Source organism: Martelella mangrovi, assembly GCF_040545495.1.
Classification (GTDB): Bacteria; Pseudomonadota; Alphaproteobacteria; order Rhizobiales; family Rhizobiaceae; genus Martelella; species Martelella mangrovi.
In genome coordinates, this window is the sequence record NZ_JBEPLY010000002.1 from 142,625 (window position 1) to 167,610 (window position 24,986).

Consider the following 24,986-nt stretch of genomic DNA (forward strand, 5'->3'; position numbering starts at 1 on the left):
TGCCTCACGACTTCAACCGGCGCCCGCCTGACAACGTAGAGAAGGCTGAAGACGACCGGCGAGAGACCTGCCGATCACCGCGCCCGGCAAGCGCAAGACGATCTGCAATCATGTTGTGGCCTCCTCCCGGCCGATAGAGGAAAACCGTCATGCTCAGAAAAGCCCGTGTCGCTGCATTGTCGTCGATGCTTCTTGCAATGGCATTTTCGCCGGCACTCGGCGCGGAAGCGAGCGCCCCGGCGACAAACGGCACAACCCCGCCGTCCATCATTGTCACCGATGTGAAAGTGATGCCGCTGACCGAGATCGTGCGCGCCACCGGCACGATCAAACCGGTCGAGGAGGTGTACGTGCAGCCACTGGTCGAGGGCCTGTCGGTCGAAACCATCAATGCGGAAATCGGCGACCGGGTCGACGAAGGCGACGTGCTGGCAACATTGCGCACCGATTCTCTTCTTCTGCAAAAAAGCAGCCTGCAGGCCAGCAAGGCCAAGGCCGAGGCCAGCCTGGCCCAGCTCAACGCGCAGCTGACCGCAAACGAGGCCGCCCAGACCGATGCCCGCCGACAGTTCGAGCGCACCAGGCGGCTTGCCGACAGTGGATCAGTCTCCACCTCTGCGCTGGAACAGGCCGAGACGGCAGCACTGAGGGCGGATGCCTCGACAGCCGCCGCGCGCGAGGCCGTCAGCGTGGCCAAGGCCGATATCAACGTCCAGCAGGCGCAGATTGACGATATCGACCTTCGGCTGGAACGCACCAAAATCAAGGCCCCGGTCTCCGGCATCATCTCCGGCAGGAACGCGCGTATCGGCGCCATCGCCACCGGTGCCTCGACGCCGATGTTCACCATGATCCGGGACGGCGCGATCGAGCTGGTCGCCGAAGTGCCGGAGGATAACATGATGAAGGTGGAAGAAGGCCAGACAGCGAAGATTTCGCTCGTCGGCGATGCCCCAGCGCTTAGCGGCACCGTGCGGCTGGTCTCGCCCGTGGTCGACAATGTCACCCGGCTCGGCGATGTGTTCATCTCCATCGATGAGCCCGGCCGAGCGCGTCCCGGCATGTATGCCAGCGCCGAGATCATCGTCGAGGAAACCGAAAACCTTGCCTTGCCGATGACCGCCGTCAACATTGGCCGCCAGGGCGCCACCGTGCGCCGGGTCAAGGACGACACGGTCGAGATCGTCACGGTCAAAACCGGCATTCAGGACGGCGACACCATCGAGATTGTCGAAGGGCTTGCCGAAGGCGACCAGGTGGTGGCCAAGGCCGGCGCCTATGTGCGCGCCGGCGACCGGATCACCCCCGTACCGGCAGCCGAAGCGCCGCTCAACTGAGGTCTGAACAATGAATTTCTCAGCCTGGGCCATCCGCAATCCGGTCGCACCGCTTCTGCTTTTGGGCCTGCTCCTGTTCATGGGCCTGCAGGCGTTCCGCGACCTGCCGATCACCCGCTTTCCCAATATCGACGTGCCCGTCGTCGCCGTTACCGTCACCCAGAGCGGTGCGGCGCCGGCGGAACTGGAAATGCAGGTGACCAAGAAGATCGAGGACGCGATTGCCAGCGTCTCCGGCGTCGATGAGCTGAATTCCACGGTCACGGACGGCGTTTCCACCACCTCGGTGCTGTTCCGCATGGAGGTCAAGCCCGACGAGGCGCTGCGCGACGTCAAGGACGCGATCGACAATATCCGCTCCGACCTGCCCGCCAATGCCGATGAGCCGGTGGTGCGCAAGATCGATGTCGAGGGTCAGGCGATACAGACCTTTGCCGTCTCCTCGCCCAACATGTCGCTGGAAGAGCTGTCATGGTTTGTCGACGACACCATCGAACGGGCGCTGCAGGGCATCCGCGGCGTCGGTCGCGTCGATCGCTATGGCGGCGCGGATCGCGAAATCCAGGTCTCGCTCGATGAAAACAAGCTGGCGAGCTACGGCATCACGGCGTCCGATGTCAACGCACAGCTGCGCCAGACCAATGCCGACACCGGTTCCGGACGCGGTCAGGTGGCGGGTGCAGAACAGGCGATCCGCACGCTGGGCGATGCGCGCAGCGTATCCGATCTCGCCGATACCATGATCGCGCTCGGCAATGGCCGGTTTGCCCGGCTCTCGGACCTCGGCACGGTGACCGACACCTATGAGGAACCGCGCACCTTCGCCCGTCATGACGGTAACCCCGTCGTCTCCTTCGGCGTGTTCCGCTCCAAGGGCGCCAGCGAAGTGACGGTCGCCGATGCGGTCGCCGAAGCGCTCGACACGGTCCGCGCCGAACACCCGGATGTTTCCATCAGCCTGATCGACGACGCGGTCTATTTCACCAAGGGCAATTACACCGCGGCGCTGGATACGCTTTACGAAGGCGCGATCCTCGCCATCATCGTGGTGTTCCTGTTCCTGCATAACTGGCGGGCAACGCTGATTGCCGCCGTGGCGCTGCCCTTCTCGGTGATCCCGACCTTCTGGGTCATGGACCTGCTCGGCTTCTCGCTCAATCTGGTGAGCCTGATTTCGCTGACGCTGGCGACCGGCATTCTGGTCGATGACGCGATCGTGGAAGTGGAGAATATCGAGCGGCATATCGGCATGGGCAAGACGCCCTATCGCGCAGCACTCGATGCCGCCGACGAGATCGGTCTTGCCGTGATTGCCACGAGCTTCACCATCATCGCCGTGTTCGCGCCGGTTTCCTTCATGCCGGGCATCCCGGGCCAGTATTTCATCCAGTTCGGCCTGACGGTCGCCTTTGCCGTGTTCTTCTCGCTGGTGGTCGCCCGCCTGATCACGCCGGTGATGGCCGCCTATATCCTGAAGCCGGCAAAGCACAAGGCGAAGGAAGACAGCGAGACCAATGACGGAAGGGCGATGCGGGGCTACACGGCCGCCGTGCGCTGGACCACGCGATGGCGCTATCCGACGCTCGGCCTTGCGATTGTGGTCCTGATCGTCTCCGGCTATTTCATGTCACGCATTCCCGGCAGCTTCATGCCGCCGGAAGATGCGTCCCGCATCGTACTTTCCGTCGAGCTGCCGCCCAATGCCCAGCTTTCCGATACGGAAGCCATGACACGGATTGTCACCGAGCGGATCGAGGGCTTTGAGGGCGTGGAGAGCGTCACCGTCCTCGGCGGCTCGTCGCCGCTCGGCGACCTCGAATATCGGCGCGCCACCGTCACGGTGACTCTTGAAAATCTCGCGCACTCCCTGCCCGAGGCCATCGTCAATGACATTATCGGCGGGCTTCCGCTGATCGGCAAATACCTGCCCAAGCTCGAGCCGCAGGGCCGCGAAATTCCGCAATGGCAGATCGAGCAGGAAGTGCTGGCCGCCCTTTCCGACATCCCGGACCTGCGCGTGACGAAGCTGAACGACCGTGGCCAGCGCGACATCCAGTTCAATTTCCTCTCCGACAATGAGGAAGACCTGCAACAGGCCGTCGCCATTCTGGAATCGAAGCTGCGCGCCGACCCGATGCTGGACAAGGTCTCCTCGGAAGGCGCGCTCCCCCGGCCCGAACTGCAGATCCATCCGAAAAAGGAGATTGCGGCCCGTCTCGGCGTGACGCCGACCCAGATCGCCAACACCGTTCGTGTCGCGACCGTCGGCGATATCGACGCCAAACTGCCGAAGATCTCGCTCGACAACCGGCTGATCCCGATAAGGGTGCGCACCGATCTGGAACTGCGCCGCGACCTCTCGGCGATTCGCAACCTGAAGGTCCAGACGGCAAGCGGCGAAATGGTGCCGCTGTCCGTGGTTGCCGACGTCAATTACACCGAGGGCGTGGCCACCGTCGACCGTTACGACCGCCACCGCGTGGTCACCATCGGCGCCAACCTGCCGCCGGGCGTGGCGCTCGATCCGGCGACCACGCGCTTCCGCGAAATTGTCGACAACACCGAGATCCCGGAGACAGTGACGCTTGTCGAAAGCGGCGATGCCAAGATCCTCGCCGAAATGCAGCAAAGTTTCGTCAATGCCATGCTGCTGGGCCTGTTTCTGGTGCTGGCGGTGCTGATCCTGCTGTTCAAGGACGTGATCCAGCCCTTTACCATCCTGTTTTCGCTGCCGCTGGCGCTGGGCGGGGTCGCCATCGCGCTGATCCTGACGGACGAACCGGTGTCGATGCCGGTGATGATCGGATTGCTGATGCTGATGGGTATCGTCACCAAGAACGCGATCCTGCTGGTGGATTTTGCCAAGGAGGCAATCTGGCACGGTCTGGAACGGCGCGCCGCACTGGTGGAGGCCGGGCGCAAGCGCGCGCGACCGATCATCATGACCTCGATTGCCATGTCGGCGGGCATGCTGCCGGCCGCCCTTGGCGTGGGTGAAGGGGCATCTTTCCGCGCGCCGATGGCAACGGCGGTGATCGGCGGCATCATCGTCTCCACCGTTTTGAGCCTGCTGGTGGTGCCTGCCTTCTTCATGATCATGGATGATATTGCCGGACTGCTGAGATTGGTGTTTGGCCGTTTCATCGGCCGGCGCGACCCCGACGATCATGTCTATACGACCGAGGAAACCGGCATGCTCGGCGAGGCCAATCGTGCCAAAATTGCCAAACTCGAAGAACGACTCGACACTATCGAGAACAAGCGCGACGAATATGGCAGGCACGGCATGGCCTGATGGCGTCGGATTGGTAAGCGGAAACATTCCGCTAGCCGAAAACGCGATTTTGTTTAAATCGTTTCGCTCAGGGGCCGGTGCAAAGCCGGCCTTTTTGCCATTTGCAACACTGTTTGCAGCCCCGTACCGCAAACGTCAAAAAATCCGCCTCCCGGTTGATTGAAATCAATACCCCGGCCGCCCTCTGCTTCTAGTTTTCAGACAGGCGAAAGACCGGCCTCTTCCCTCCCAACCTTGGAAAGCCGGCTTTTGCCACAGACGGACAATACCGGCGGATTGCCGGATTGTCTGGGAAATGTCGATTTTGAAGCGTCAGGCCCATGCATCCCGAAACGGGGAACAGGCCGGATGCCAGCAACCGGCGACATTGCGGCGTGCACCGGTCGAGTTGCAGATTTGGATAGGCAAAAGCCCGGTCGCCGCGGGGCCGGGACGGGAGACGGACAGTGAACAGGACCCTCTTGCTGAACGAGCGCAAAAAAACGCTTTTTGTCGAAACCAAGCTGACGGCTAACATGGACATGGCGACCATGAACAAATTGATGGAATGTGCAACCTTCGCCAATTGCTATCCCCGGGACGTGGTATTCCGCGAAGGTGATCCGGCGACCCATTTTTACAGCGTGCTTTCCGGCTATGTGCGCCTCTACCGGCAAAACAGCGAAGGCCGTGAAGCCGATATCCGCGTATGCGGCCCTGGCGACAGCTTTGCCGATGACCTGATCTTCGGCGGCGATACCTATGAATATCACGCCCAGGCCGCCGACAAGGCGATGCTGGCGCGCTACGATATCAACCGGGTGCGCAATGCGGCTCAAGCCGATGACGGCATGCTGGCACGCGCCATTGCCGGTTCCCTCGCCGACCAGCTTCAGGAAACCATGGACTGCATCGCCAATGACCGGCTCAACACAGCGGTTCAGCGGGTGGCGCTCTATCTTCTGGAACAGGCCGATGGCCAGGAATCGCCGGCATCCTTCCGCCTTTCCTTCCAGAAGAGCCTTCTTGCCGGAAAGCTGGGGCTTGCCCCCGAAGCGCTTTCCCGCGCCTTCGCAACGCTGAAAGGTCTCGGCGTTCACGTACACGGTCGCATCATCGAAATTGAGGATATGGACGCGCTGCGGGCTCTCTGATCTGCGCACCGATCATGCGACCGACCTGAAAACCGGCAGGCATCCCCTGCCGGTTTTTCCGTTTATGAGCGGCGCGTCTCAAAGACCGCCGTTTTCCTTCAGGAAAGACACGATCGCCTCGACGCCGTCGCCGCGCTTCAGGTCGGTGAACACCGTCGGCGCGCCAGAACGCATGCGCTCTGCATCGCCGGCCATGACATCGAGATCGACCTCGACATAGGGCGCGAGGTCCTTCTTGTTGATGATCAGCAGGTCGGAGCGGGTGATGCCGGGCCCGCCCTTGCGCGGGATTTCCTCGCCTTGGGCCACCGAGATCACGTAAATGGTGATGTCGGCAAGATCCGGCGAGAAGGTTGCCGCCAGATTGTCGCCGCCCGATTCGATGAAGATGATGTCGAGATCGGGGATCCGGCTGTTGATTTCGGCAATCGCCTGAAGGTTGATCGTCGCATCCTCGCGGATGGCGGTGTGCGGGCAGCCGCCCGTTTCCACGCCGACGATCCGGTCGGAGGTGAGCGCCTGCATGCGCACCAGCGCCTCGGCATCCTCACGCGTGTAAATGTCGTTGGTGACGACGGCGACGGAATAATCCCGGCCCATCGCCTTGCACAGCTTTTCCGTCAGTGCCGTCTTGCCGGAGCCCACCGGGCCGCCGATGCCGACGCGCAAAGGACCGTTTTCAGACTTCATGTCTAACCTCGTCAGTTACAGAGTTCAGCTACGAAACAGGCGCGAATGCTGGGTTTCGTGCCGAAGTGTGGAAATATCGGCCCGGAACGTACAGCCGCCAAGATCATCGAGTCCTGACTGCGCAGCGCGCGAAGCCGTTTCCAGAATGGTCTTTTCCAGCCCGGACAACACTTCAAGGCCTGCTACCTGACCGCACAGCGAAAGCCGTATGGCGGCCGAAACCGATTGTGCGATCTGGGCATGGAGATAGCCCTGACAGGCGGCCGTCAGACCGATACCATGGGCAGAGGCGACCGCGCCGAAGGCAACCGGCAAGGCAATCGTCTCGGGCAATTCATCAAGCACCGGCGCCGGCCATGCGCGCGCCGCCGTCACAAAGGCAGCGCCAAGCGCCAGCGTTTCGGCATGGCGCTCGCGCGCGCCGGCAAGGGCTGTCGCAAGGGCAGCCGTTTCGCCAATGCGCGCAACATCGCCGCCCGCCTTGTGGCTCTCGCACAAAAGCAGCGCATCGTTCCTCAGGAAGCCCTGCGCAAGCCCCGATGAAAGCCAGGCTTTCAGCCCTTCGGCATCTTCCAGCAGCCGGTCATGGACGGCCCGTTCCAACCCGCCGGAATAGGCAAAGCCGCCAAGCGGAAAGGCGGGAGAAAGCCAGGACAGCAGCCGAAGCAGCGATGTCCCTGAAACGGCGGTCTCGTCAATCGTGGTGGTGGTGATGGCCGTGATGGTCGTGATCTCCGTGATCATGATCGTGGTGGTGATGATCACCGTGATGATGATCGTGGCCGCCATGGCTGTGATAGGCGCCGCGCACCGGCTGGAACGGTTCGACAATTTCGCTGACCGTCGCGCCGAGACCGATGAGCATCTGCCGGATGACATGGTCGCGCAGGATCAGGATACGTTCGGTCTCGATCTGCGCCGGCAGGTGCCGGTTGCCGAGATGCCATGCAAGTTCGATGATGTGAAGGCCGTCGCGCGGGCGGATTTCGTAGAGTTCTTCGGGGGCTGCGACGATCTCGATCTTCGACCCGTCTTCCAGCACCAGCCGGTCGCCGCTTGCAAAAAGCACGGCATCCTTCAAATCGAGCATGACCGAGCCGCCATTGGCCAGCTTCAGCGCCTTGCGCCGCAAATGGCGCCCGTCATGTGTCAACTCGACACGTCCGGCAAGCGGGCCATTGTCCTCCCCTGCCGGAATATAAGTGGTAACGCGTTGCATTGTTTCCCCTTCGCTCACGCCTGAAACAATCCAGGGTGATCAGTATTCATAGCAAGATTGTATCGCTTGGCAAGCGCGTGCACTGCAGCAAAGGTTCACGCATGACCGGCATGATGGGGATGACTGGGATCGTCGATCTTTTCGGTCTCGACATCGGCGGAAAGCTCCTGGCGGGCCTTGCCGGTCGGCTGGCGGGTAAAGCCGGTCATCGGGCCGGACTGCTGGAAGTCGCGTTTGATCTCGACATCGGAGGTCAGATAGGCGGTGACCAGTTCGGCAATCGAGCGCAGCGCATGCATATGGATACGCTCATAACCGTGCGATGCGTCGACGCCGAAGGCAACCAACGCGGTGCGCACATCAGCGCCCGCTTCCACCGCGCTTGCCGAATCCGAACGGTAATAGCGGAAGACATCCTTCTGGTAGCGGATATCGTTGAACTTGCAGACATCGACCAGCTTTTTCGTCAGGTGCCAGTCGAAGGGCCCGGTCTGGTCGGCCATGGCAATGGTGACGCCGAATTCGGAGGAATTCTGCCCGGGGGCGGACGTGCCGTTGTCGATGGAGACCAGCGAAGCGACCTCGGGCGAAACGATTGACGAAGCGCCGACGCCGACTTCCTCGGCAATGGTGAACAGCCAGTGGCTGGCCACCGGGGTTTCGATATTGGCGTCCTGCATCGCCTTCAGCGCGGCCAGCATCAGCGCCACACCGGCCTTGTTGTCGAGGTGACGGGAGACGATGAAGCCGTTGTCGAGGAATTCCGGCTGCGGGTCGATGGCAACGATATCGCCAATCTCGATGCCCAGCCGGTCGAGGTCCTCCTCGTCGCGGGTCAGCGCATCGACGCGCAGTTCGACATAATCCCAGCCGACCGGCATTTCGTCGATTTCATTGTTATAGGTGTGACCGGAGGCCTTCAGCGGCAGGATGGTGCCGCGATAAGCGCCCTTTTCGGTGAAAACCGTTGCCCGCGCCCCTTCGGCAAAACGCGCCGACCATGTGCCGATCGGCACAAGCTTGAGACGGCCATTGTCCTTCAGGAATTTCACCTGGGCGCCGAGTGTGTCGACATGGGAGACGACGGCGCGCGCACCGCGACTGTCAACGCCCCTGCGCACGGCCCTGATCGCGCCGCGCCGGGTCAGTTCGACGGAAAGGCCGAGCTTTTCCAGCTCTCCCGTCACGAACCGGACGATCGGATCGGTGTAACCTGTCGGCGAGGGAATCGCGAGCAGCGATTTCAGCATGTCGGACAGGTACTCGGAATCAATCGTCAGTCGTTGCATCACTCACTCATTTTTCTGCGTCTCGCGGGCTGAAGCCCTCGCCCCTGCCGGCATGGACAGCGGGAACAGCAGATCGACGAACCGTTCGGCCGTCGGCTGCGGCTCGTGGTTGGCAAGCCCCGGACGCTCGTTGGCCTCAATAAAAGCGTATTCCGGGTTTTGGGGTGACTTGATCATCAAATCAATCCCCACGACCGGAATATTGATCGCACGGGCAGCGGAAATCGCGGCATCCACAAGCTTTGGATGGACGATATCGGTGACATCATGGATGGTTCCGCCGGTGTGCAGATTTGCGGTGCGCCTAACACGGATTTCCTCACCGTCCTGCGGCACATCGGCAAAGGTGTAGCCGGCGCTGCGCACCGTCCGCTCGGTTTCGGCATCAAGCGGAATGGAGGATTCGCCGCCGGTGGCCGCACTTCTGCGCTCGCTCTGGGTGGAAATCAGCTGTTCGATGGTGGAGCGTCCGTCCCCGATTATATGCGCCGGACGGCGCACGGCGGCCGCGACCAGACGGTAATTGATGACGATCAGCCGCAGGTCTTCGCCTTCGACCATTTCCTCGATCAGCACCGTATCGCAATAGGCCTTGGCCGCATCCACGGCTTCGCGCACTTCCTCAAGCGTCGTGACCCCGACGGAAATCCCCCGCCCCTGTTCGCCGCGCGCCGGTTTGACGACAAGCTTGCCGGCATCTTCCAGAAAACCGGCGATCGCATCGTCCCCGGCATCCGAAGTCATCTGCCGCGGCACCCTGACGCCCGCCTCCTCGACGAAGCGGCGGGTCACCGACTTGTCGTCGCAGATCGACATCGCGACCGATGTCGTCAGTTCAGAGAGGCTTTCGCGACAGTGGATCGAGCGCCCCCCATAGGACAGCCGGAAAAAGCCGCCCTTGGCGTCAGTCACTTCCGCCGAAATGCCGCGCCGGCGCGCCTCCCCGACGATCAGTCGCGCATAGGGGTTCAGCGCCTCATAATCCTCCTGCTCGGGGCCGGTGAAAAGCTTCTCGTTGATCTGGTTCTTGCGTTTGACGGTAAAATACGGAACCCGTTTGAAACCGAGCTTTTCATAAAGCTTGATCGCCGGCACATTGTCGTGCAGCACCGAGAGATCGAGATGCGAGGCGCCGCGGGCAAGGAAATGCTCGGCCAGCCGGCGCACCAGCGCTTCGCCAATGCCGCGCTGACGAGCCTGCGGATCGCTGGCCAGACACCAAAGCGATGCCCCCTTTTCCGGATCGTTGAACACACGGCCATGGTCGATGCCGGTCACGGTGCCCAGGATCTTGCCGGTATGCTCGTCTTCGGCGACGAAATAGACAATCGAGCGGGCATCGCGCTGACGCCAGAAGAAGTCCGGGCGCACCACCACCATGCCGCGGGCGGCATAGATGCGGTTGATGGCCTGGGCATCGATTTCCGATGTCAGCCGGCGGATGAAAAAGCCCTGCGGCGGCTTCGACGCCGCCGTATGATAGGTCGAAAGATCGAGCCGGTAGGTGTGCGAGGGATCGAGGAACACTTCCTGCGGCGCATTGGCGAGCACCACATGCGGATCGCGCACATAGATCGCGATGTCGCGGTGATCCGGCACTTCGGCCCGCAGCGTCTCGATCAGCAGCTTGGTATCGGAAAAGGTCTGGCCGAACACGATCCGGCCCCAGCCGCAATCGATCGAAACATCCGCTTTCATGGCGCCGCTGTCGTCACCATTATTGATCGGTGGCTTCATGCCCTGGGTCCGCATCTTCTTCAGGCGATGGGAATAGGCATCGCGGCCGCGGTGCTCCGGTTGATCCTTCGGACCCTTTTCCGCGTTCATCGGCTTTTCCTCAAATCTCGTGAGCCTGCAACCACATTTCCAGAAGCGCAACCTGCCAGAGTTCCGATCCGCGCAACGGCGTGATGTGGCCGATCGGATCGATGAACAGGTCATCGAGATAGGATTTGTTGAACAGCCCACGCTCGCTGGAGACCTGGCTTGTCAGTGTATCACGAACCATGTCGAGATATTCGCCGGAGATGTATTTCAGCTGCGGAACCGGGAAATAGCCCTTCTTGCGGTCGATCACCTCATGCGGCACGACAAGCCGTGCGGCGTCCTTCAGCACGCCCTTGCCGCCGTCATTGAGCTTGAATTCCGGCGGGATGGTGGCTGCAAGCTCGGCCAGTTCGTGGTCGAGGAAGGGCACGCGGGCCTCAAGCCCCCATGCCATGGTCATGTTGTCCACCCGCTTGACCGGATCGTCGACCAGCATGACCTGGCTGTCGAGCCGGAGCGCCCGGTCCACAGGCCCTTCGGCGCCCGGCGCCATCAGGTGGCTTTCGACGAAGGCGCGGCTGACATCCTCCTCCGCCAGCCATTCCGGCGAGAGGTGACGCGACAGCTTGGCGTGGTCGCGGTCGAAGAAGCCCTTGGCATAATCGCCGACGACATCGTTGGAATTTTCAAGCGGCGGATACCAGTGGTAACCGGCAAAGATTTCGTCCGCCCCCTGCCCCGACTGCACCACCTTGATGTGCTTGGACACTTCGCGCGACAGCAGGAAGAAACCGATATTGTCGTAGGACACCATCGGCTCCGACATGGCGTTGATGGTGTCGGGCAAGGCGCTCATCAGGTCAGAGGACGGCACGAAAATCTTGTGGTGGTCCGTGCCGAACCGTTCGGCGATCAGATCAGAATAGCCGAATTCGTCGCCCTTTTCGCCGTTGGCCTCCTCAAACCCGATGGAAAAGGTCATCAGGTCCTTCTGACCTTCTTCGGCAAGAAGCCCGGTAATGATCGAGGAATCGACGCCGCCCGACAGCAGCACGCCGACGGGAACATCGGCCACCATGCGGCGGCGGACAGCCGTGCGCAGCGCATCCAGCACCCGGTCGCGCCATTCCTCGCGCGACAGCCCCGCCGATGCCGGGTCGCGCTGATGCGGCGGCGCCCAGTAGCGGATATCCTCGAAAGAGCCATCCGGCTCATAACAGCGGGTCGTCGCCGGCGGCAGCTTGCGCACGCCCTTGAGGATCGTATAGGGCGGCGGCACCACCGCATGAAACGACATGTAGTGGTGCAGCGCCACCGGATCGACCGTCTTGTCGATACCGCCGCCGCGCAGAAGCGCAGGCAGCGTTGAAGCAAAGCGGATATTCTTGCCGCTGGTCGCATAATAAAGCGGTTTGATGCCGAAACGGTCACGCGCCAGCATCGCCTTGCCGCTGTCACGCTCGATGATGGCGAAGGCGAACATGCCGTGGAAGTGCTGCACACAGTCCCGTCCCCAGGCGTGATAGGCCTTGAGGATCACTTCGGTATCGCCGGTGGAGAAGAACCGGTAGCCCTTTTCCTCAAGCTTTTTACGCAGTTCCGGGTAATTATAGATGCACCCGTTGAACACGATCGTCAGACCGAGTTCGGGATCGGTCATCGGCTGTGCGGCTTTCTCGGAGAGGTCGATGATCTTCAGGCGGCGATGGCCGAAGGCATAATTGCCCCGACCGAGAATGCCGCTGCCATCCGGCCCGCGCGGGGCCAGTGCCTCGGTGATGCGGGCAACGGCTTCGGCGTCCGCAAGGGTTCCGTCAAATCTGATTTCTCCGGCAATACCACACATGTTCTGGACGATCGCTCCTGTCTTTGGCGCCCGGACGACAGGAAAGGGAGGTCTCCCGACAAGCAAGGCGCATATTCAAATGTCACTCTGCCGCTTGCGATAAGACCGCGCGGCTTGATTGCGTTGCGGGCCGTGGCCCGCGCTTATGGGTTGCTTTTTGGTTACAACAGAAATCGTTTGAGTTCAAATAATTTCTACTGTAATTGACTCGACTCATGAAGGACGCCGATGAAGACCTGACATCGAAAAATGCCGAAGCCGTGATGAAGGCCATCCGGCGCATCGCGCATGCCATCGACATTCGCTCGAAACGCATCGGCCGGGAGACCGGGCTGACCATTCCGCAGATTGTCGTATTGCAGGCCGTGAGCGACCAGGGCGCGCTGACCACGGCGGCAATCTCGAAACAGGCCGACCTCAGCCCGGCCACCACGGTGACCATTCTCGACAAGCTGGAAGCCAAGGGGCTGATTGAACGCAAGCGTTCGGTTTCCGACAGGCGCAAGGTGCAGGCCGTTCTGACACGGGCGGGATCGCAAACCCTTGCCGGCGCGCCATCGCTTTTCGCCGACGGGTTTGCCGCGGAATTTTCCGCCTTCACCGGGCCCGAGCAGTTTTCCATCGTCACCTCTTTCAGGCGGGTCGCCGATCTCCTCGATCCGGAAGAAACGGCAAAGCCGGAGAATGGCTTCCTCAAACGCTGAAACGTAGCGCCCTAATGGTTGCGCAGAGCGTCGATCAATTCGCCCTTGTCCATCTTCGAGCGGCCCTCGATGCCGACCTCCTGCGCCTTGCGGTAAAGGTCTTCGCGCGTCCACGCCACGTAAGAGGCGGATTTTCCGCCCTTTCTCGAGGGGTTCATGCGGTCATTGGCCTGCGCGTTGGCAATGCGCGCGGCCTTCTCTTTCGAGGCGCCGTCGGCGCGCAAAGCCTCGTAGGTCTCCTCATCCTTGATGGATGAACGATTGTTTTCTGTCGTCGTGGCCATAACCCTGCCCTTCCATTCGAAGTTTTTTTTGAAAACGTCGAAAATGGCCGGAAAGTTCCGTAAGGCAGAGCTTTGGCTCAGGCGTTGGGCCTATTTCTTGGCGCGGGCTTCGGCGCCGTCGACGATGGCGCGGATGGTATCGGCAACGCGGTACTGGAAGGCAAAGGATGCATCGGGATCCAGGCCCGGATCCTCCTCCTGCCCCTTGACGGTCAGCAGACCGTCGAGTGCGGCGCGGAACACCGTCTGGCTTTCCCCCTCCCCGAGCGCCGCCGCCAGCGCAATCAACACTTCCTGATGCGCCGCCATCTGCGCTTCAAGCCTCTCGAGACGTTCATCCGACATGCGTTCCTCACAATTTTGGTTTTCATAAACAGGACACAGGCCGCATGATAAATCAATGGCAGCATCAATGATCGGTTGGCGATCCGGAACCGGACGGCGGTTCAAGGCGTTTGCAACAGAATATCCATCAATGACGGCAGGAGCCCTTCTTGGACCAGACCAACACGGCCGAACAGGAATTCAGTTCGCTGACTGCAATCGTCGAGCGCACGATTGCGGAAACCGGAAACGGCGAGGCTTCCGTCGAACATCTGATGCGCTCCTTCGGCCATGCCTCCTTCATTCCGCTGCTGATCCTGCCCGCACTGATCCTGATCACTCCGCTGAGCGGCGTGCCGGGCCTTTCGACCGTCTGCGGCCTGATCATCATGCTGATCGCCGCCCAGAGGCTCGTTGGCCACAAGCAGATATGGTTGCCCGGCTGGATCCGCCACCGCACGATCAAGACCCCGAAACTGCATGCGGGGCTGGAAAAGATCCTGCCCTTTACCCGCCTTGTCGACCGTGTCAGCCGCAAGCGGATGACCTTCCTGTTCCGCCCGCCGCTGGTGCTGCTGCTGCCGCTTGCCTGCACGATCTTCGGCGCAGTGATGCCGCTGATGGAAATCGTTCCGTTCTCGTCATCGCTGATCGGCGTGGCGGTGACGCTGATCGCCTTTTCGATGCTGACCCGTGACGGGCTGTTCGCGCTTTTCGCACTGGTTCCCCTCGGCGTGGTCGTCTGGGCCGTTTCCAGCGTGTTGACGACAATCTAACGGCCAAATGGTAGGCTACAGCGCCACCCAGCTCTGATCGATGACCGCTTCCATCGCCACATAGCTTGTTGTCCAGCTGACATAGGGCAGTTCGGAAATCTTCTCCGCCATGATCCGGCGGAAGTGCTCCATGTCGCGCGTGCGCACCTTGATCTGATAGTCGAACCCGCCGGCGATCAGATAGCATTCCTCCACTTCCGGGATCTGCCGCACCGCGTCGTTGAATTGCTGCAGCGCTTTCTGCCGGGTGTCGCTCACCTTCACCGTGACATAGGTGACATGGGTCAGCCCGAGCTTGATCGGAGACAGCATCGCGCGGTACCCTTTGATCAGCCCCATTTCCTCCAGCTGCCGGACTCTCAGCGTGACCGGCGTCTTGGAGAGACCGACCTTGCGCGCCAGTTCGGTCATGGAAATGCGTGCATCGACGACCAGTTCTTCGAGAATTTTGCGATTGATGGCATCGATTTCCATTGCAACATCCGTTTTTTCGGTTCTTCTTTGTTACTTATGACCAAATAAACGAACAAAGCTAGTCGCATCGCCTACGCAATTGACGTTAGTCTGACAAAAAATGAGGAGCAGACTTTGGCCGACATCCCCTTCCCAGCGCTCGGTTTCGAGCAGAAATTCGCCCCTGACGCACCGCTTCTGGCAGCCCTTGCCGAAAACGCGGCAATCGCGCCGGACGAACGCGCGGCGATCAGCAAACGCGCGGCCGACCTCGTCCGTCGCATCCGTTCCGAAAGCAAGCCGACGCTGATGGAGCATTTTCTGGCCGAATACGGGCTTTCCACGCGCGAGGGCGTGGCGCTGATGTGTCTGGCCGAAGCCATGTTGCGGGTGCCTGACCGGTTCACCATCGACGCGCTGATCGAAGACAAGATCGCGCCATCGGAATGGAACAGCCATCTCGGCACCGCCGCCTCCTCGCTGGTCAATGCCTCCACCTGGGCGCTGATGCTGACCGGCAAGGTGCTGGATGAACGCTCCGACCCCGGCATCGCCAACACGCTCCACGGTCTGGTCAAGCGCATGGGCGAACCGGTGATCCGCACCGCCGTGACCCGCGCCATGAAGGAGATGGGCCGCCAGTTCGTGCTGGGTGAAACCATCGAGGATGCGCTGAGGCGCGGCGACGGCCGGATGAAGCAGGGCTTCACCTATTCCTTCGACATGCTCGGCGAAGCGGCGATGACGGCGGATGACGCCGCGCGCTATGACCGCCATTATGAAAACGCGATCAAGGCCATCGGCAAGGCCGCCATTCACGAGAATATCGTCGACAATCCCGGTATATCCATCAAGCTTTCCGCCCTTCACCCGCGCTACGAGGTGGCCAAGGAAGAGCGCGTGATGGAAGAGCTGGTGCCGATCGTCAAGCGCCTTTCCGCACAGGCCCGGGAAGCCGGGATCGCGCTGCATATCGATGCGGAGGAGCAGGCCCGTCTGGCGCTGTCCTTCAAGGTCATCGACGCGGTGATGGCCGATCCGGCGCTGGACGGCTGGGATGGGTTCGGCGTTGTCGTGCAGGCCTATGGCAAGCGCGCCGATGCGGCCATCGATGCGCTTTACGACATGGCGACGCGCTATGACCGCAAGATCAATGTCCGCCTCGTCAAGGGCGCCTACTGGGATACGGAAATGAAGCTTGCCCAGGTCAACGGCATGCCGGATTTTCCGCTGTTTTCCACCAAGGCCGCGACCGATGTCGCCTATCTCTGCCTGGCGCGGAAGCTGTTTACCATGGGCGACCGCATCTTCCCGCAATTCGCCTCGCACAACGCCCACACGATTGCCGCCGTTCTGGAACTGGCCGATGGCCGCCCCTACGAGCTGCAGCGCCTCCACGGCATGGGCGAGCGCCTGCATGACATTGTGAAGAAGGAAACCGGCGGCCATTGCCGCATTTACGCGCCCGTCGGCGCCCACCGCGATCTTCTGGCCTATCTGGTGCGCCGCCTGCTGGAAAACGGCGCAAACTCCTCCTTCGTCCACCAGATCGTCGACAACAATATTGCACCGGAAACCGTTGCCAGCGACCCCTTCGAGGCGGTGAAAACCGCAACGCCACCGGCCGCACTGAAGCGTCCGGCCGATATCTTCGGCGAGGGTCGCATTGCGGCGCGCGGATGGGACACGACCGCCGATGACGTGCTGGCGGCGATCGAGAACGCGCGCAACACGCCGCTTCCCGACGGCAAGCCGCTGACGGTTTCCGAGCCGACGGGCACATCCGTCACCGTTAAAAACCCCGCGACGGGCGAGACTGTCGGCACTGTGCTGGAGGCCGACGAGGCGACCGTCGCCCGCGCCTTTGACGATGCCGCAATCTGGGATGCCCCGCCGAGCGAACGCGCCGCCGTGCTGCGCAAGGCCGCCGACCTCTACGAGGAAAATTACGGCGTGCTGTTCGCGCTTTTGGCGAAGGAAGCAGGCAAGACCATTGCCGACGCCATCGGCGAGGTGCGCGAGGCCGTCGACTTCCTGCGCTACTATGCCCGCGAGGGCGAGAACACGGTGCGGGGCCCGCGCGGCATCATCGCTGCCATCAGCCCGTGGAATTTTCCACTGGCGATCTTCACCGGCCAGATTTCCGCAGCACTCATGGCCGGCAATGCGGTGCTGTGCAAACCCGCCGAACAGACGCAGATGATTGCCCACAAGGCCGTTGAACTTCTGCATGAGGCTGGCGTGCCGCGTTCAGCGCTTCAACTGCTGACCGGCGACGGCCCCACGGTCGGCGCGGCGCTGACAGCCGACAAACGCGTTTCCGGCGCCGTCTTCACCGGCTCGATCGACACGGCCAAGCTGATCGAAAAATCGATTGCCGAAAACCTTGCGCCCGGCACGCCGCTGATTGCCGAAACCGGCGGCCTCAACGCCATGATCGTCGACAGTACCGCGCTTCCCGAACAGGCCGTGCGCGACATCGTCGCCTCCGCCTTCCAGTCGGCCGGCCAGCGCTGCTCGGCCCTGCGCTGCCTCTATATTCAGGAGGATACCGCCGACCACCTGATTAAGATGATCAAGGGCGCGATGGACGAGCTTGCTGTGGGCGATCCGTGGCTGTTTTCCACCGATGTCGGCCCGGTGATCGATGCCGAGGCCCGCGATGGCATCGCCGCCTATCTGAAGGAAAAATCCGGCAGCATCCTGCATCAGTTGAAGACACCGGAAACCGGCACCTTCATTGCGCCGACCATGCTCAAGGTGAACGGCATCGATGATCTGGAGCGCGAAATTTTCGGCCCGGTTCTCCACGTGGCCACCTACAAGGCCCGCGATCTGGAAAAGGTTGTCGAAACGGTCAACGCCCGCGGCTACGGCCTGACCTTCGGCCTGCACACCCGCATCGACGACCGGGTGCAGGCGGTGTCGGAAAGCATCCATGTCGGCAATATCTATGTGAACCGCAACCAGATCGGCGCCGTCGTCGGCTCCCAGCCCTTCGGCGGCGAGGGCCTTTCCGGCACGGGGCCGAAGGCCGGCGGACCGCATTATCTGCCGCGTTTCCTCACCCCCGCCTCCGGGCAGGACGGCGGCGAGGACTGGAGCGGCAATGCCGATATCAAGCCGGTCGAGGCGATGCTTTCGGCGCTGGCGGAAATCAAGCGCGATGAGGAACTAATGCCGGGGGTCACCGGCGAGCTGAACCGGCTCGCCTTCTACACCCGTCCGCCGCTTCTCTGCCTCGGCCCCGGCAAGGAAATCGCCGCTGCCCAGAAGGCGGCCGTCGAAGCCCTTGGCGGACGCGCGATTGCCGTTGACGGCCATGTCGAACCGGAGACCCTGACGAAACTCGAGGGCTTTTCCGGTGCCTTGTGGTGGGGCGACAAGACGATCGCGCGGGCTTTCGCCGGCGCGCTTGCCCGACGGTCCGGCCCCGTTCTGCCGCTGATCACTGCCATGCCGGACAAGGCCCATGTTCTGCATGAACGCCACCTCTGCGTCGACACAACGGCATCCGGCGGCAATGCCAGCCTGCTGGCCGGATAGGCAACGGACCTGTCGTTGTGGCGGATTTCCGAAAGGCACCCGCCACAACGACGTCAGGATAAAGGTTGATTTTGTCGGCGTTTTTTTTTGCGAAACCGCTTTCCGGCCTCAGCCTTTCAGTCGGCCAGCGTGAGGCCGTCGGCACGCGGATCGGATGCCGCCTCCATTAACCCGCTCTCATGCAGCACGACAGCGCCGGCATGGCCCGCCGCGTCGGAGAATGCAGGCAGCATTTCGACGTCGTGCCCGGCCGCCTTCAACGCTGAGACCAACGCCGGATCGAACCGGTCCTCAAGCTTCAGCGTCGTGGTTTCCTCTCCCCACGTGCGTCCAAGCAGCCAGCGCGGCGCGGTCACTGCGGCCTGAAGCTCCTGGCCAAACTGGACGTAACGCGAGAACACCGCAGCCTGCGTCTGCGGCTGCCCCTCGCCGCCCATCGTGCCGTACGCCATCACACGGCCATCCTTCAGATGAGCCAGAGCGGGGTTAAGCGTGTGGAACGGGCGCTTGCCCGGCGCAAGCTGGTTGGGCCCGGGCACAAGCGAAAACCCGGCGCCGCGGTTTTGAAAGAAGACACCGGTCTCGGGACAGGTCAGCCCCGAGCCGAACTCCCAGTAAACACTCTGGATGAAAGACACGACATTGCCATAGCGATCCGCCGCGCCCATCCAGATCGTATCGCCTTCTGCCGGCTCATAAGGCCATGGCAGAGCGGTCTTCCTGTCGATCTTTTCCGCAAGCGCATCGAGACGATCTGCGGAAAGCCAGTTCTCAGCCGGTTCGGCCATGAAATCGGGATCGCCAAGCCCGGCATTACGCAGGATGAAGGCCTGTTTCGTGGCTTCGACCAGTCCGTGGAGGTGCGCAAATCCCTCCCCCTCCCCGACCCCGAGCCGGTCGAACAGCGCCAGGATCATCAGCGACGCCACGCCCTGCGTCGGCGCGGTCATGTTCATCAGCCTGCCATGCGATGTATCGACCTCAAGCGGGGCAACCATGCGCGCCTCGTAAGCTGCAAAGTCATCAAAGCGCAGCGGCGAGCCGTTGTCTTCCAGTAACCCCGCATGGATGCGCGCCAGCGCGCCCGAATAATAGGACGATAATCCTTCAGCCACGAGTTGCCGCAACGTCGATGCCAGCGGTTTCTGGCAAAGCCGCGCGCCGGCTTCGGGCGCCTTGCCATCGATCAGAAACGTTCCGGCAAAACCGGGGACATCGCAGAGCCCGTCGAACTTGTCCGCCGTGCACTGCGCCTGGTTTCCGGTGACAGCGATCCCGTTTTCGGCATAGTTGATGGCTGCGGCGAGCAGCGTTTCAAGTGGCAGGCGCTTGTCGGCGGGCACCAGCGACAGCGCCTTTTCCCAGCCGCCGATTGTGCCCGGCACCGTTAGCACGGCAAGGCCTCCACGCGTCGGCATGGTCGTGGAAAACCCGCGCGCCTCATACCATTCGGGCGTTGCCAGACGCGCGGCCTGCCCGCAGGCGGAAATCCCGGTCACTTTTTCGCCGGGGCGGTGGATCAGCCAGAAACCGTCGCCGCCGATCCCGTTCATGTGCGGATAGGTGACCGCAATCGTCGCAGCGGCGGCCACCATGGCCTCGATGGCCGTGCCGCCGGCCTGCAGAATGTCCCGCCCCGTCAGCGCGGCTGCACGGTGCGGAGCGGAAAATGCTCCGTCAAAACCTGTCGCGGAATGCAGCATGATGCCCTCAGATGAAACGTTTCGCCACCTCGATCAGCAACCGGTCGCTGCCGGGCGCGCCGACAAGCGAAAGCCCGAGCGGCGACCCCTGGCTTGCCACCAGCGGCACGGACAATTGCGGCAACCCGCCGTGACCGGCAATGGCAAGCATGGTCAGGGCATGGCTGCGAAACGTCTCGAAAATATCGTCACCGGCCGTCAGCAGCGGCGCGGGTCCCGGAGAGGTCGGGTAGACCATGACGGTTCCGGGGAGCAGCACCCGTTTCAGATGCGTGCGGAAGGCCTCGCGCCTGGCTTGGGCCTCCTCGAATTCGGCCGGTGTTATCTTCGCGGCGATGGAGAACCGATTGCCGACGTCGGAACCGAATTCGGGCGCGCGCTTTTCGATCCAGCCGCCGAAATGCTGCCAGGCCTCATAGCCCTGATGGTTGCGAAAGACCGGCAAGAGCGCCTTCAGGTCGCCGCCCGGCAGAAGCGGACTGTCATTGCGGTCGCCCTTCGGCAGGGCCGATTTCAAAGCCGCCGCCGCTTCATCCTCGCACAGCCGCCAGACATCGGAAGGATAGACCAGCCGGACGTCGCCATCTGCGGTCTGCTCTTCCGCAAAGATTTCACCGAGCAGCGAGAGCGTTTCCAGATCGCGGGTCAAAAACCCCGGCACGTCATAGCTTTCGGCAAGCGGCAGCAGCCCCTCGCCCGACACCAGACCATGGGTCGGCCGCCAGCCGAAAAGCCCGCAGAACGAAGCCGGCAGACGCACCGAACCGCCGGTATCCGAACCCAGACCGATATCGACAAGCCCCGATGCAACGGCAGAGGCCGAGCCCGAAGACGATCCACCGGGCACGCGCGAGGGCGCCGCCGGATTTTCCGGCGTGCCGAAACGGGCATTCATCCCCATCAGACTATAGGCCAGCTCATCCATATGGACCTTGCCGACAAGGGCCGCACCATTGTCGAGAAGGGTCTGGACGGCAGCTGCATTGTGATAGGCCGGCGACTGGTCTTCGGCCCATTCGGGATTGCCGCCGCCGGTGACGGTGCCCTTGATGTCGAAATTGTCTTTGACGGCAACGGTCAACCCTGCCAGACGGTCGGAAACCGGCGCTGCGAGCGTGATGGGAGGTTCGAAACGTTCAACAAAGGGTCCGATGGATTGCGTCATGAGGCATGCCCGCTACTGGAGGAATGATCACAGGAGCATGCACGCAGCCCGTTGAAAACGCAACGCGAAGCTTGAAGCCGAAACGAAGGCCCTCATCGAAAAAAGCGCATTGGCAAGACAGCTTTCCCGACGATACGTTTCAGCCGAATGAGCGTTTCCGTGCCTGTTTGTTTGCTTTCTCGCGGCTCTGGCTGTTTAACAGAATCAGGGATCATCGGCAGAACGTTTCTCTCGGGGGGAGGAGATGGATAGCTGGCTTAGCGGAAGGAGCGTCAGACGGCGCTTCGTCAGATTGCGCGCAGGCGCAGCGCTGGTTCTGCTCGTGCTGGCATCTGCCGGCACTTATGCGGCGTGGTCGCTGACAACCAGCCGCACCCGCGAATATGTGCAGGATCAGGCTGCCGAAACGCTTGCGGTTCAGGCCGAAGTTCTAAACGGAGTGCTGGAAAAATACCGGCTCATTCCGCCCCTTCTCGCCCGGCAGGATGAAATCGCGCTGCTGTTCGCAAGCCTTGCATCCGACGCCTACATAGAAAACAGGGCGCGCACGCTGGCAGAAGAGATTACCGGTCTTTCCGGTGCACGCGACGTGGCTTTCTTTGCTGCCGACGGGAAACTGCTTTCCGCCGCACGCGATATTTTCGGTGACGAACCCGCAGGCCGTGCAGAGCTGCTCAAGGCGGCGAAAGAAAACCGGCTGGGCCGGACGGTCGCCCTGCTGAAGGGCGAAAACCGGGTTTATGCCTTCGGCGCAGGCGTGCGCCGCAATGGCCGGCTGATGGGCGTTGTTGCTGTCTATGTCGGTTTCGATGCAGTCGAGCGCGCCTGGGCACTTTCGGCCGATCCCATTTTCGTAACCGACAGTGACGGCATCATCTTCCTCTCCAATCGCCAAGACTGGCTTTTGAAGCCGGTTTCCGAAATCGACGCCAAATTCAATCCCGAAACAGCCGATGCGCTGACACATATCGACGTGATGCGTGACCTGCCGCTGATGGGCTGGCAGCTTCACGTTCTGGGCGACCGCAGCCGCGTCGTTTCCGCGCAATCGGCGGCAATCGGGTTTTCGCTGCTGATCTTCCTGCTCGTCGCCGTGATCGTGTTTTTCCAGATCGGGCGCATCGAGGGCCGTGTCATGCTCAGGCGGCGGGACCGGGCGCTGGCGCTGCGCCTGGAGCGCGCCGTGCGCGACCGGACGAAAGAACTCAGCCTTGCAAACCAAAGCCTGTCGCATGAAATCGACGAGCGGATCGAGGCGGAGCGCGAACTGAAGCGCGTTCAGCGCGAGCTGATCCAGACGGCAAAGCTGGCCGGCGTCGGCCAGATGGCGGCAACGCTCAGCCATGAGATCAACCAGCCGCTGGCTGCCATCGAGACCTATGCCGCCAACACCAAACGGGCGCTGGCGCTCAAGAAAGACGAGATTGCCGACGATAACCTGAACCGCATCACGGCCATGGTCGCCCGGATATCCGAACTTTCGGGAACCCTGCTGGCTTTTTCGCGCAGGCCGGAAACGAAGACGGAGCCCGTGCCGGTGAAGGTGGCTCTGCACGAGGCGCTGATCCTGATCCGGCCGAAAGCCGACCGGGCCGGCGTGGCCATCGATGTCGATCCGGCCCTTGAGAGCGTGGTGGTCGATGCCGGCCGCATCCGTCTTTCGCAGGTGTTCGTCAACCTCTTCAGCAATGCCATCGATGCGCTTTCGGGAAGGCCGGACGGGCGCATAGCGGTGGACCTGAAAAGTGCCGGCGAAACCGTCTGTCTTCATGTTTCCGACAACGGGCCGGGAATTGCGCCGGAGCTTGCAAATGAGGTGTTCGAACCGTTTTTCACGACGCGAACCGGACAGGGCAACGGCATCGGACTATCTATCGTCTACAACATCATGCAGGATTTTGGCGGCAGCGTTACGCTTCTGCCGGGTGACGGCGGCGCGGTTTTCGAACTGCGGCTGAAATCCGCGCTGCCATAACTGCGGAGGAATAGGGGCACATCATGGAAATGCAGACGGCAACGCCTCTCGTTCATCTTGTCGATGACGACGACGACCTGCGCCACGCACTGGCGCAGGGGCTTGAACTCGAAGGCGTCAATGTCGCCGTGCATGACAATGCCGCAAGCGCTGTGGAGCGGATCACGCATGAGGCCTATGCCGTTCTTGTCTCCGATATCCGCATGCCCGAAATGGATGGCATGGCGCTGCTGAAGGCCGCGCTGGCTATAGACCCGACCTTTCCGGTGATCCTGATTACCGGGCACGGCGATGTGCAAATGGCGGTCGATGCCATGCGGGCCGGTGCCTATGATTTCATCGAAAAGCCGTTTCAGGCCTCCCGCCTCTACACCGTGATCGACAGGGCGCTGGAAAAGCGGCGGCTCGTTCTGGAAAACCGGACGTTGAGGTCGGAACTTGACGGCCACGACGCCCTGTCTCTGCGGCTGGTCGGCCGCACGAAGGGAATTGTCCGGCTGCGCGAACAGATTGCCATGCTGGCCGATACCGATGTCGATGTTCTGGTGCGTGGGGAAACCGGCACCGGCAAGGAGGTCGTCGCCCGCGCGCTGCATGACACCGGCAACCGGGCGACAGGCAATTTCGTGGCGATCAACTGCGCAGCGCTGCCTGCCGACATGATGGAGGCGGAGCTGTTCGGCCATGAAGCCGGCGCGTTCACCGGCGCCCAGAAACAGCGCATCGGCAAGCTGGAGCACGCCGATGGCGGCACAGTGTTTCTCGACGAGATCGAATCCATGCCGCTCGATCTTCAGGCCAAGATCCTGCGCGCCATTGAAACCCGCACGGTCGAGCGGCTCGGCTCGAACAAACAGATTGCACTGAATATCCGCATCGTTGCGGCATCCAAATCCGATCTCAAGGTCGAAAGCGATGCCGGGCGTTTCAGGGCCGATCTTTATTATCGGCTGAATGTCGTAACCCTCGACATCCCGTCGCTGCGTGAGCGCCGGGACGATATCCCGCTTCTGTTCTTCTTTCTGGCCCGTGATGCGCGCGCGCGGTTTCGCCGGGAAATACCGGAGATTTCGCCGATGCTGCAGGCTGATCTGATGGCGCATGACTGGCCCGGCAATGTGCGGGAGTTGAGAAATTATGCCGACCGTTTCGTGCTCGGTCTCTGGCGTGGGTTTGAGGACAACGGGCAAGGTGGTGCTGCACTGGCACCGTCCGCCGGTCTGCCGCTTGCAGACCAGATGCAGGCTTTCGAGCGGCAGGTGATCGCCGGCGAGCTTGCCCGCAATGACGGAGCCTTGAAGCCTACCTATGAAGCCTTGCAGATTTCGCGGAAAGGGCTCTACGACAAGATGAAACGGCTCAGGATCGATTATGTCGACGATGCCGAGTGATCATCGCAATGTGTCATTCCCTACCCATTGCAGCGCAAGACGACGTGTCACCGCTGACACATTGATGCCCCAAAGCTTTTCCGGCCAAA

The 24,986-nt window shown here is 61.9% G+C and carries 19 protein-coding genes; 8 read left to right on the plus strand and 11 right to left on the minus strand.

Annotated features, from left to right (window positions below):
• Positions 1-149 precede the first annotated feature (149 nt).
• From ABID12_RS03050 to ABID12_RS03060, 3 genes are all read left to right on the plus strand, one after another.
• Entirely contained in the window at positions 150-1,337 is a 1,188-nt protein-coding gene (locus tag ABID12_RS03050; RefSeq protein ID WP_354433053.1) for an efflux RND transporter periplasmic adaptor subunit, read from the plus strand.
• 10 nt (positions 1,338-1,347) lie between these two features.
• The gene (locus ABID12_RS03055; protein WP_354433054.1) at positions 1,348-4,632 is read left to right on the plus strand and encodes an efflux RND transporter permease subunit; all 3,285 of its coding nucleotides are present in this window, start codon (positions 1,348-1,350) and stop codon (positions 4,630-4,632) included.
• 446 nt (positions 4,633-5,078) lie between these two features.
• Positions 5,079-5,765, plus strand: coding sequence for a Crp/Fnr family transcriptional regulator (locus tag ABID12_RS03060; RefSeq protein ID WP_227023531.1), 687 nt, complete (start codon positions 5,079-5,081; stop codon positions 5,763-5,765).
• A gap of 78 nt (positions 5,766-5,843) precedes the next feature.
• Here ABID12_RS03060 and ureG read toward each other — a convergent pair whose 3' ends face one another.
• The 6 genes from ureG to ABID12_RS03090 form a co-directional block, all read right to left on the minus strand.
• Entirely contained in the window at positions 5,844-6,455 is a 612-nt protein-coding gene (gene ureG, locus ABID12_RS03065; protein WP_354433055.1) for an urease accessory protein UreG, read from the minus strand.
• Between the two features lie 24 nt (positions 6,456-6,479).
• Positions 6,480-7,244 carry an urease accessory protein UreF gene (locus ABID12_RS03070; protein ID WP_354433056.1) on the minus strand — a complete coding sequence of 255 codons (765 nt, stop codon included), beginning with the start codon at positions 7,242-7,244 and terminating at the stop codon, positions 6,480-6,482.
• Positions 7,150-7,674, minus strand: a complete 525-nt coding sequence (gene ureE, locus ABID12_RS03075) for an urease accessory protein UreE (RefSeq protein WP_354433057.1) — start codon at positions 7,672-7,674, stop codon at positions 7,150-7,152. The genes ABID12_RS03070 and ureE overlap by 95 nt, the downstream gene beginning before the upstream one ends.
• A gap of 95 nt (positions 7,675-7,769) precedes the next feature.
• The gene (locus tag ABID12_RS03080) at positions 7,770-8,963 is read right to left on the minus strand and encodes an osmoprotectant NAGGN system M42 family peptidase (protein ID WP_106302007.1); all 1,194 of its coding nucleotides are present in this window, start codon (positions 8,961-8,963) and stop codon (positions 7,770-7,772) included.
• 3 nt (positions 8,964-8,966) lie between these two features.
• Positions 8,967-10,790 carry an N-acetylglutaminylglutamine synthetase gene (gene ngg, locus ABID12_RS03085; protein WP_354433058.1) on the minus strand — a complete coding sequence of 608 codons (1,824 nt, stop codon included), beginning with the start codon at positions 10,788-10,790 and terminating at the stop codon, positions 8,967-8,969.
• A gap of 10 nt (positions 10,791-10,800) precedes the next feature.
• A complete protein-coding gene (locus ABID12_RS03090) occupies positions 10,801-12,576 on the minus strand; it encodes an N-acetylglutaminylglutamine amidotransferase (protein WP_354433059.1) in 1,776 nt (591 codons plus the stop codon).
• A 215-nt stretch (positions 12,577-12,791) separates the two neighbouring features.
• Between ABID12_RS03090 and ABID12_RS03095 the strand changes: the two genes are divergently transcribed.
• A complete protein-coding gene (locus ABID12_RS03095) occupies positions 12,792-13,280 on the plus strand; it encodes a MarR family winged helix-turn-helix transcriptional regulator (RefSeq protein ID WP_354433060.1) in 489 nt (162 codons plus the stop codon).
• Between the two features lie 11 nt (positions 13,281-13,291).
• Here the strand turns inward: ABID12_RS03095 and ABID12_RS03100 are convergent, their stop codons facing one another.
• On the minus strand, positions 13,292-13,564 hold the full coding sequence (locus ABID12_RS03100; protein ID WP_319519387.1) for a DUF7218 family protein: 273 nt from the start codon (positions 13,562-13,564) through the stop codon (positions 13,292-13,294).
• Between the two features lie 90 nt (positions 13,565-13,654).
• Positions 13,655-13,909, minus strand: coding sequence for a hypothetical protein (locus ABID12_RS03105; RefSeq protein WP_354433061.1), 255 nt, complete (start codon positions 13,907-13,909; stop codon positions 13,655-13,657).
• Positions 13,910-14,058: 149 nt separating this feature from the next.
• Here ABID12_RS03105 and ABID12_RS03110 point away from each other — a divergent pair, with 149 nt between their 5' ends.
• Positions 14,059-14,664, plus strand: coding sequence for an exopolysaccharide biosynthesis protein (locus ABID12_RS03110; protein WP_354433062.1), 606 nt, complete (start codon positions 14,059-14,061; stop codon positions 14,662-14,664).
• Positions 14,665-14,679: 15 nt separating this feature from the next.
• Here the strand turns inward: ABID12_RS03110 and ABID12_RS03115 are convergent, their stop codons facing one another.
• Positions 14,680-15,138, minus strand: coding sequence for an Lrp/AsnC family transcriptional regulator (locus ABID12_RS03115; RefSeq protein WP_106302027.1), 459 nt, complete (start codon positions 15,136-15,138; stop codon positions 14,680-14,682).
• 123 nt (positions 15,139-15,261) lie between these two features.
• Here ABID12_RS03115 and putA point away from each other — a divergent pair, with 123 nt between their 5' ends.
• Positions 15,262-18,663 (plus strand): bifunctional proline dehydrogenase/L-glutamate gamma-semialdehyde dehydrogenase PutA, encoded by a 3,402-nt coding sequence (gene putA / locus ABID12_RS03120; RefSeq protein WP_435528163.1) that lies wholly within the window; start codon positions 15,262-15,264, stop codon positions 18,661-18,663.
• 116 nt (positions 18,664-18,779) lie between these two features.
• Here the strand turns inward: putA and ABID12_RS03125 are convergent, their stop codons facing one another.
• Complete coding sequence (locus ABID12_RS03125) at positions 18,780-20,366, minus strand: gamma-glutamyltransferase family protein (protein ID WP_354433064.1); 1,587 nt, start codon at positions 20,364-20,366, stop codon at positions 18,780-18,782.
• Positions 20,367-20,373: 7 nt separating this feature from the next.
• On the minus strand, positions 20,374-21,531 hold the full coding sequence (locus tag ABID12_RS03130) for an amidase (protein WP_354433065.1): 1,158 nt from the start codon (positions 21,529-21,531) through the stop codon (positions 20,374-20,376).
• A gap of 244 nt (positions 21,532-21,775) precedes the next feature.
• Here ABID12_RS03130 and ABID12_RS03135 point away from each other — a divergent pair, with 244 nt between their 5' ends.
• Together ABID12_RS03135 and ABID12_RS03140 are read left to right on the plus strand one after the other, a co-directional pair.
• Positions 21,776-23,506: a sensor histidine kinase gene (locus ABID12_RS03135; RefSeq protein WP_354433066.1), complete on the plus strand. Its 1,731-nt coding sequence runs from the start codon at positions 21,776-21,778 to the stop codon at positions 23,504-23,506.
• 23 nt (positions 23,507-23,529) lie between these two features.
• Positions 23,530-24,897, plus strand: a complete 1,368-nt coding sequence (locus tag ABID12_RS03140; RefSeq protein ID WP_354433067.1) for a sigma-54-dependent transcriptional regulator — start codon at positions 23,530-23,532, stop codon at positions 24,895-24,897.
• Positions 24,898-24,986 lie beyond the last annotated feature (89 nt).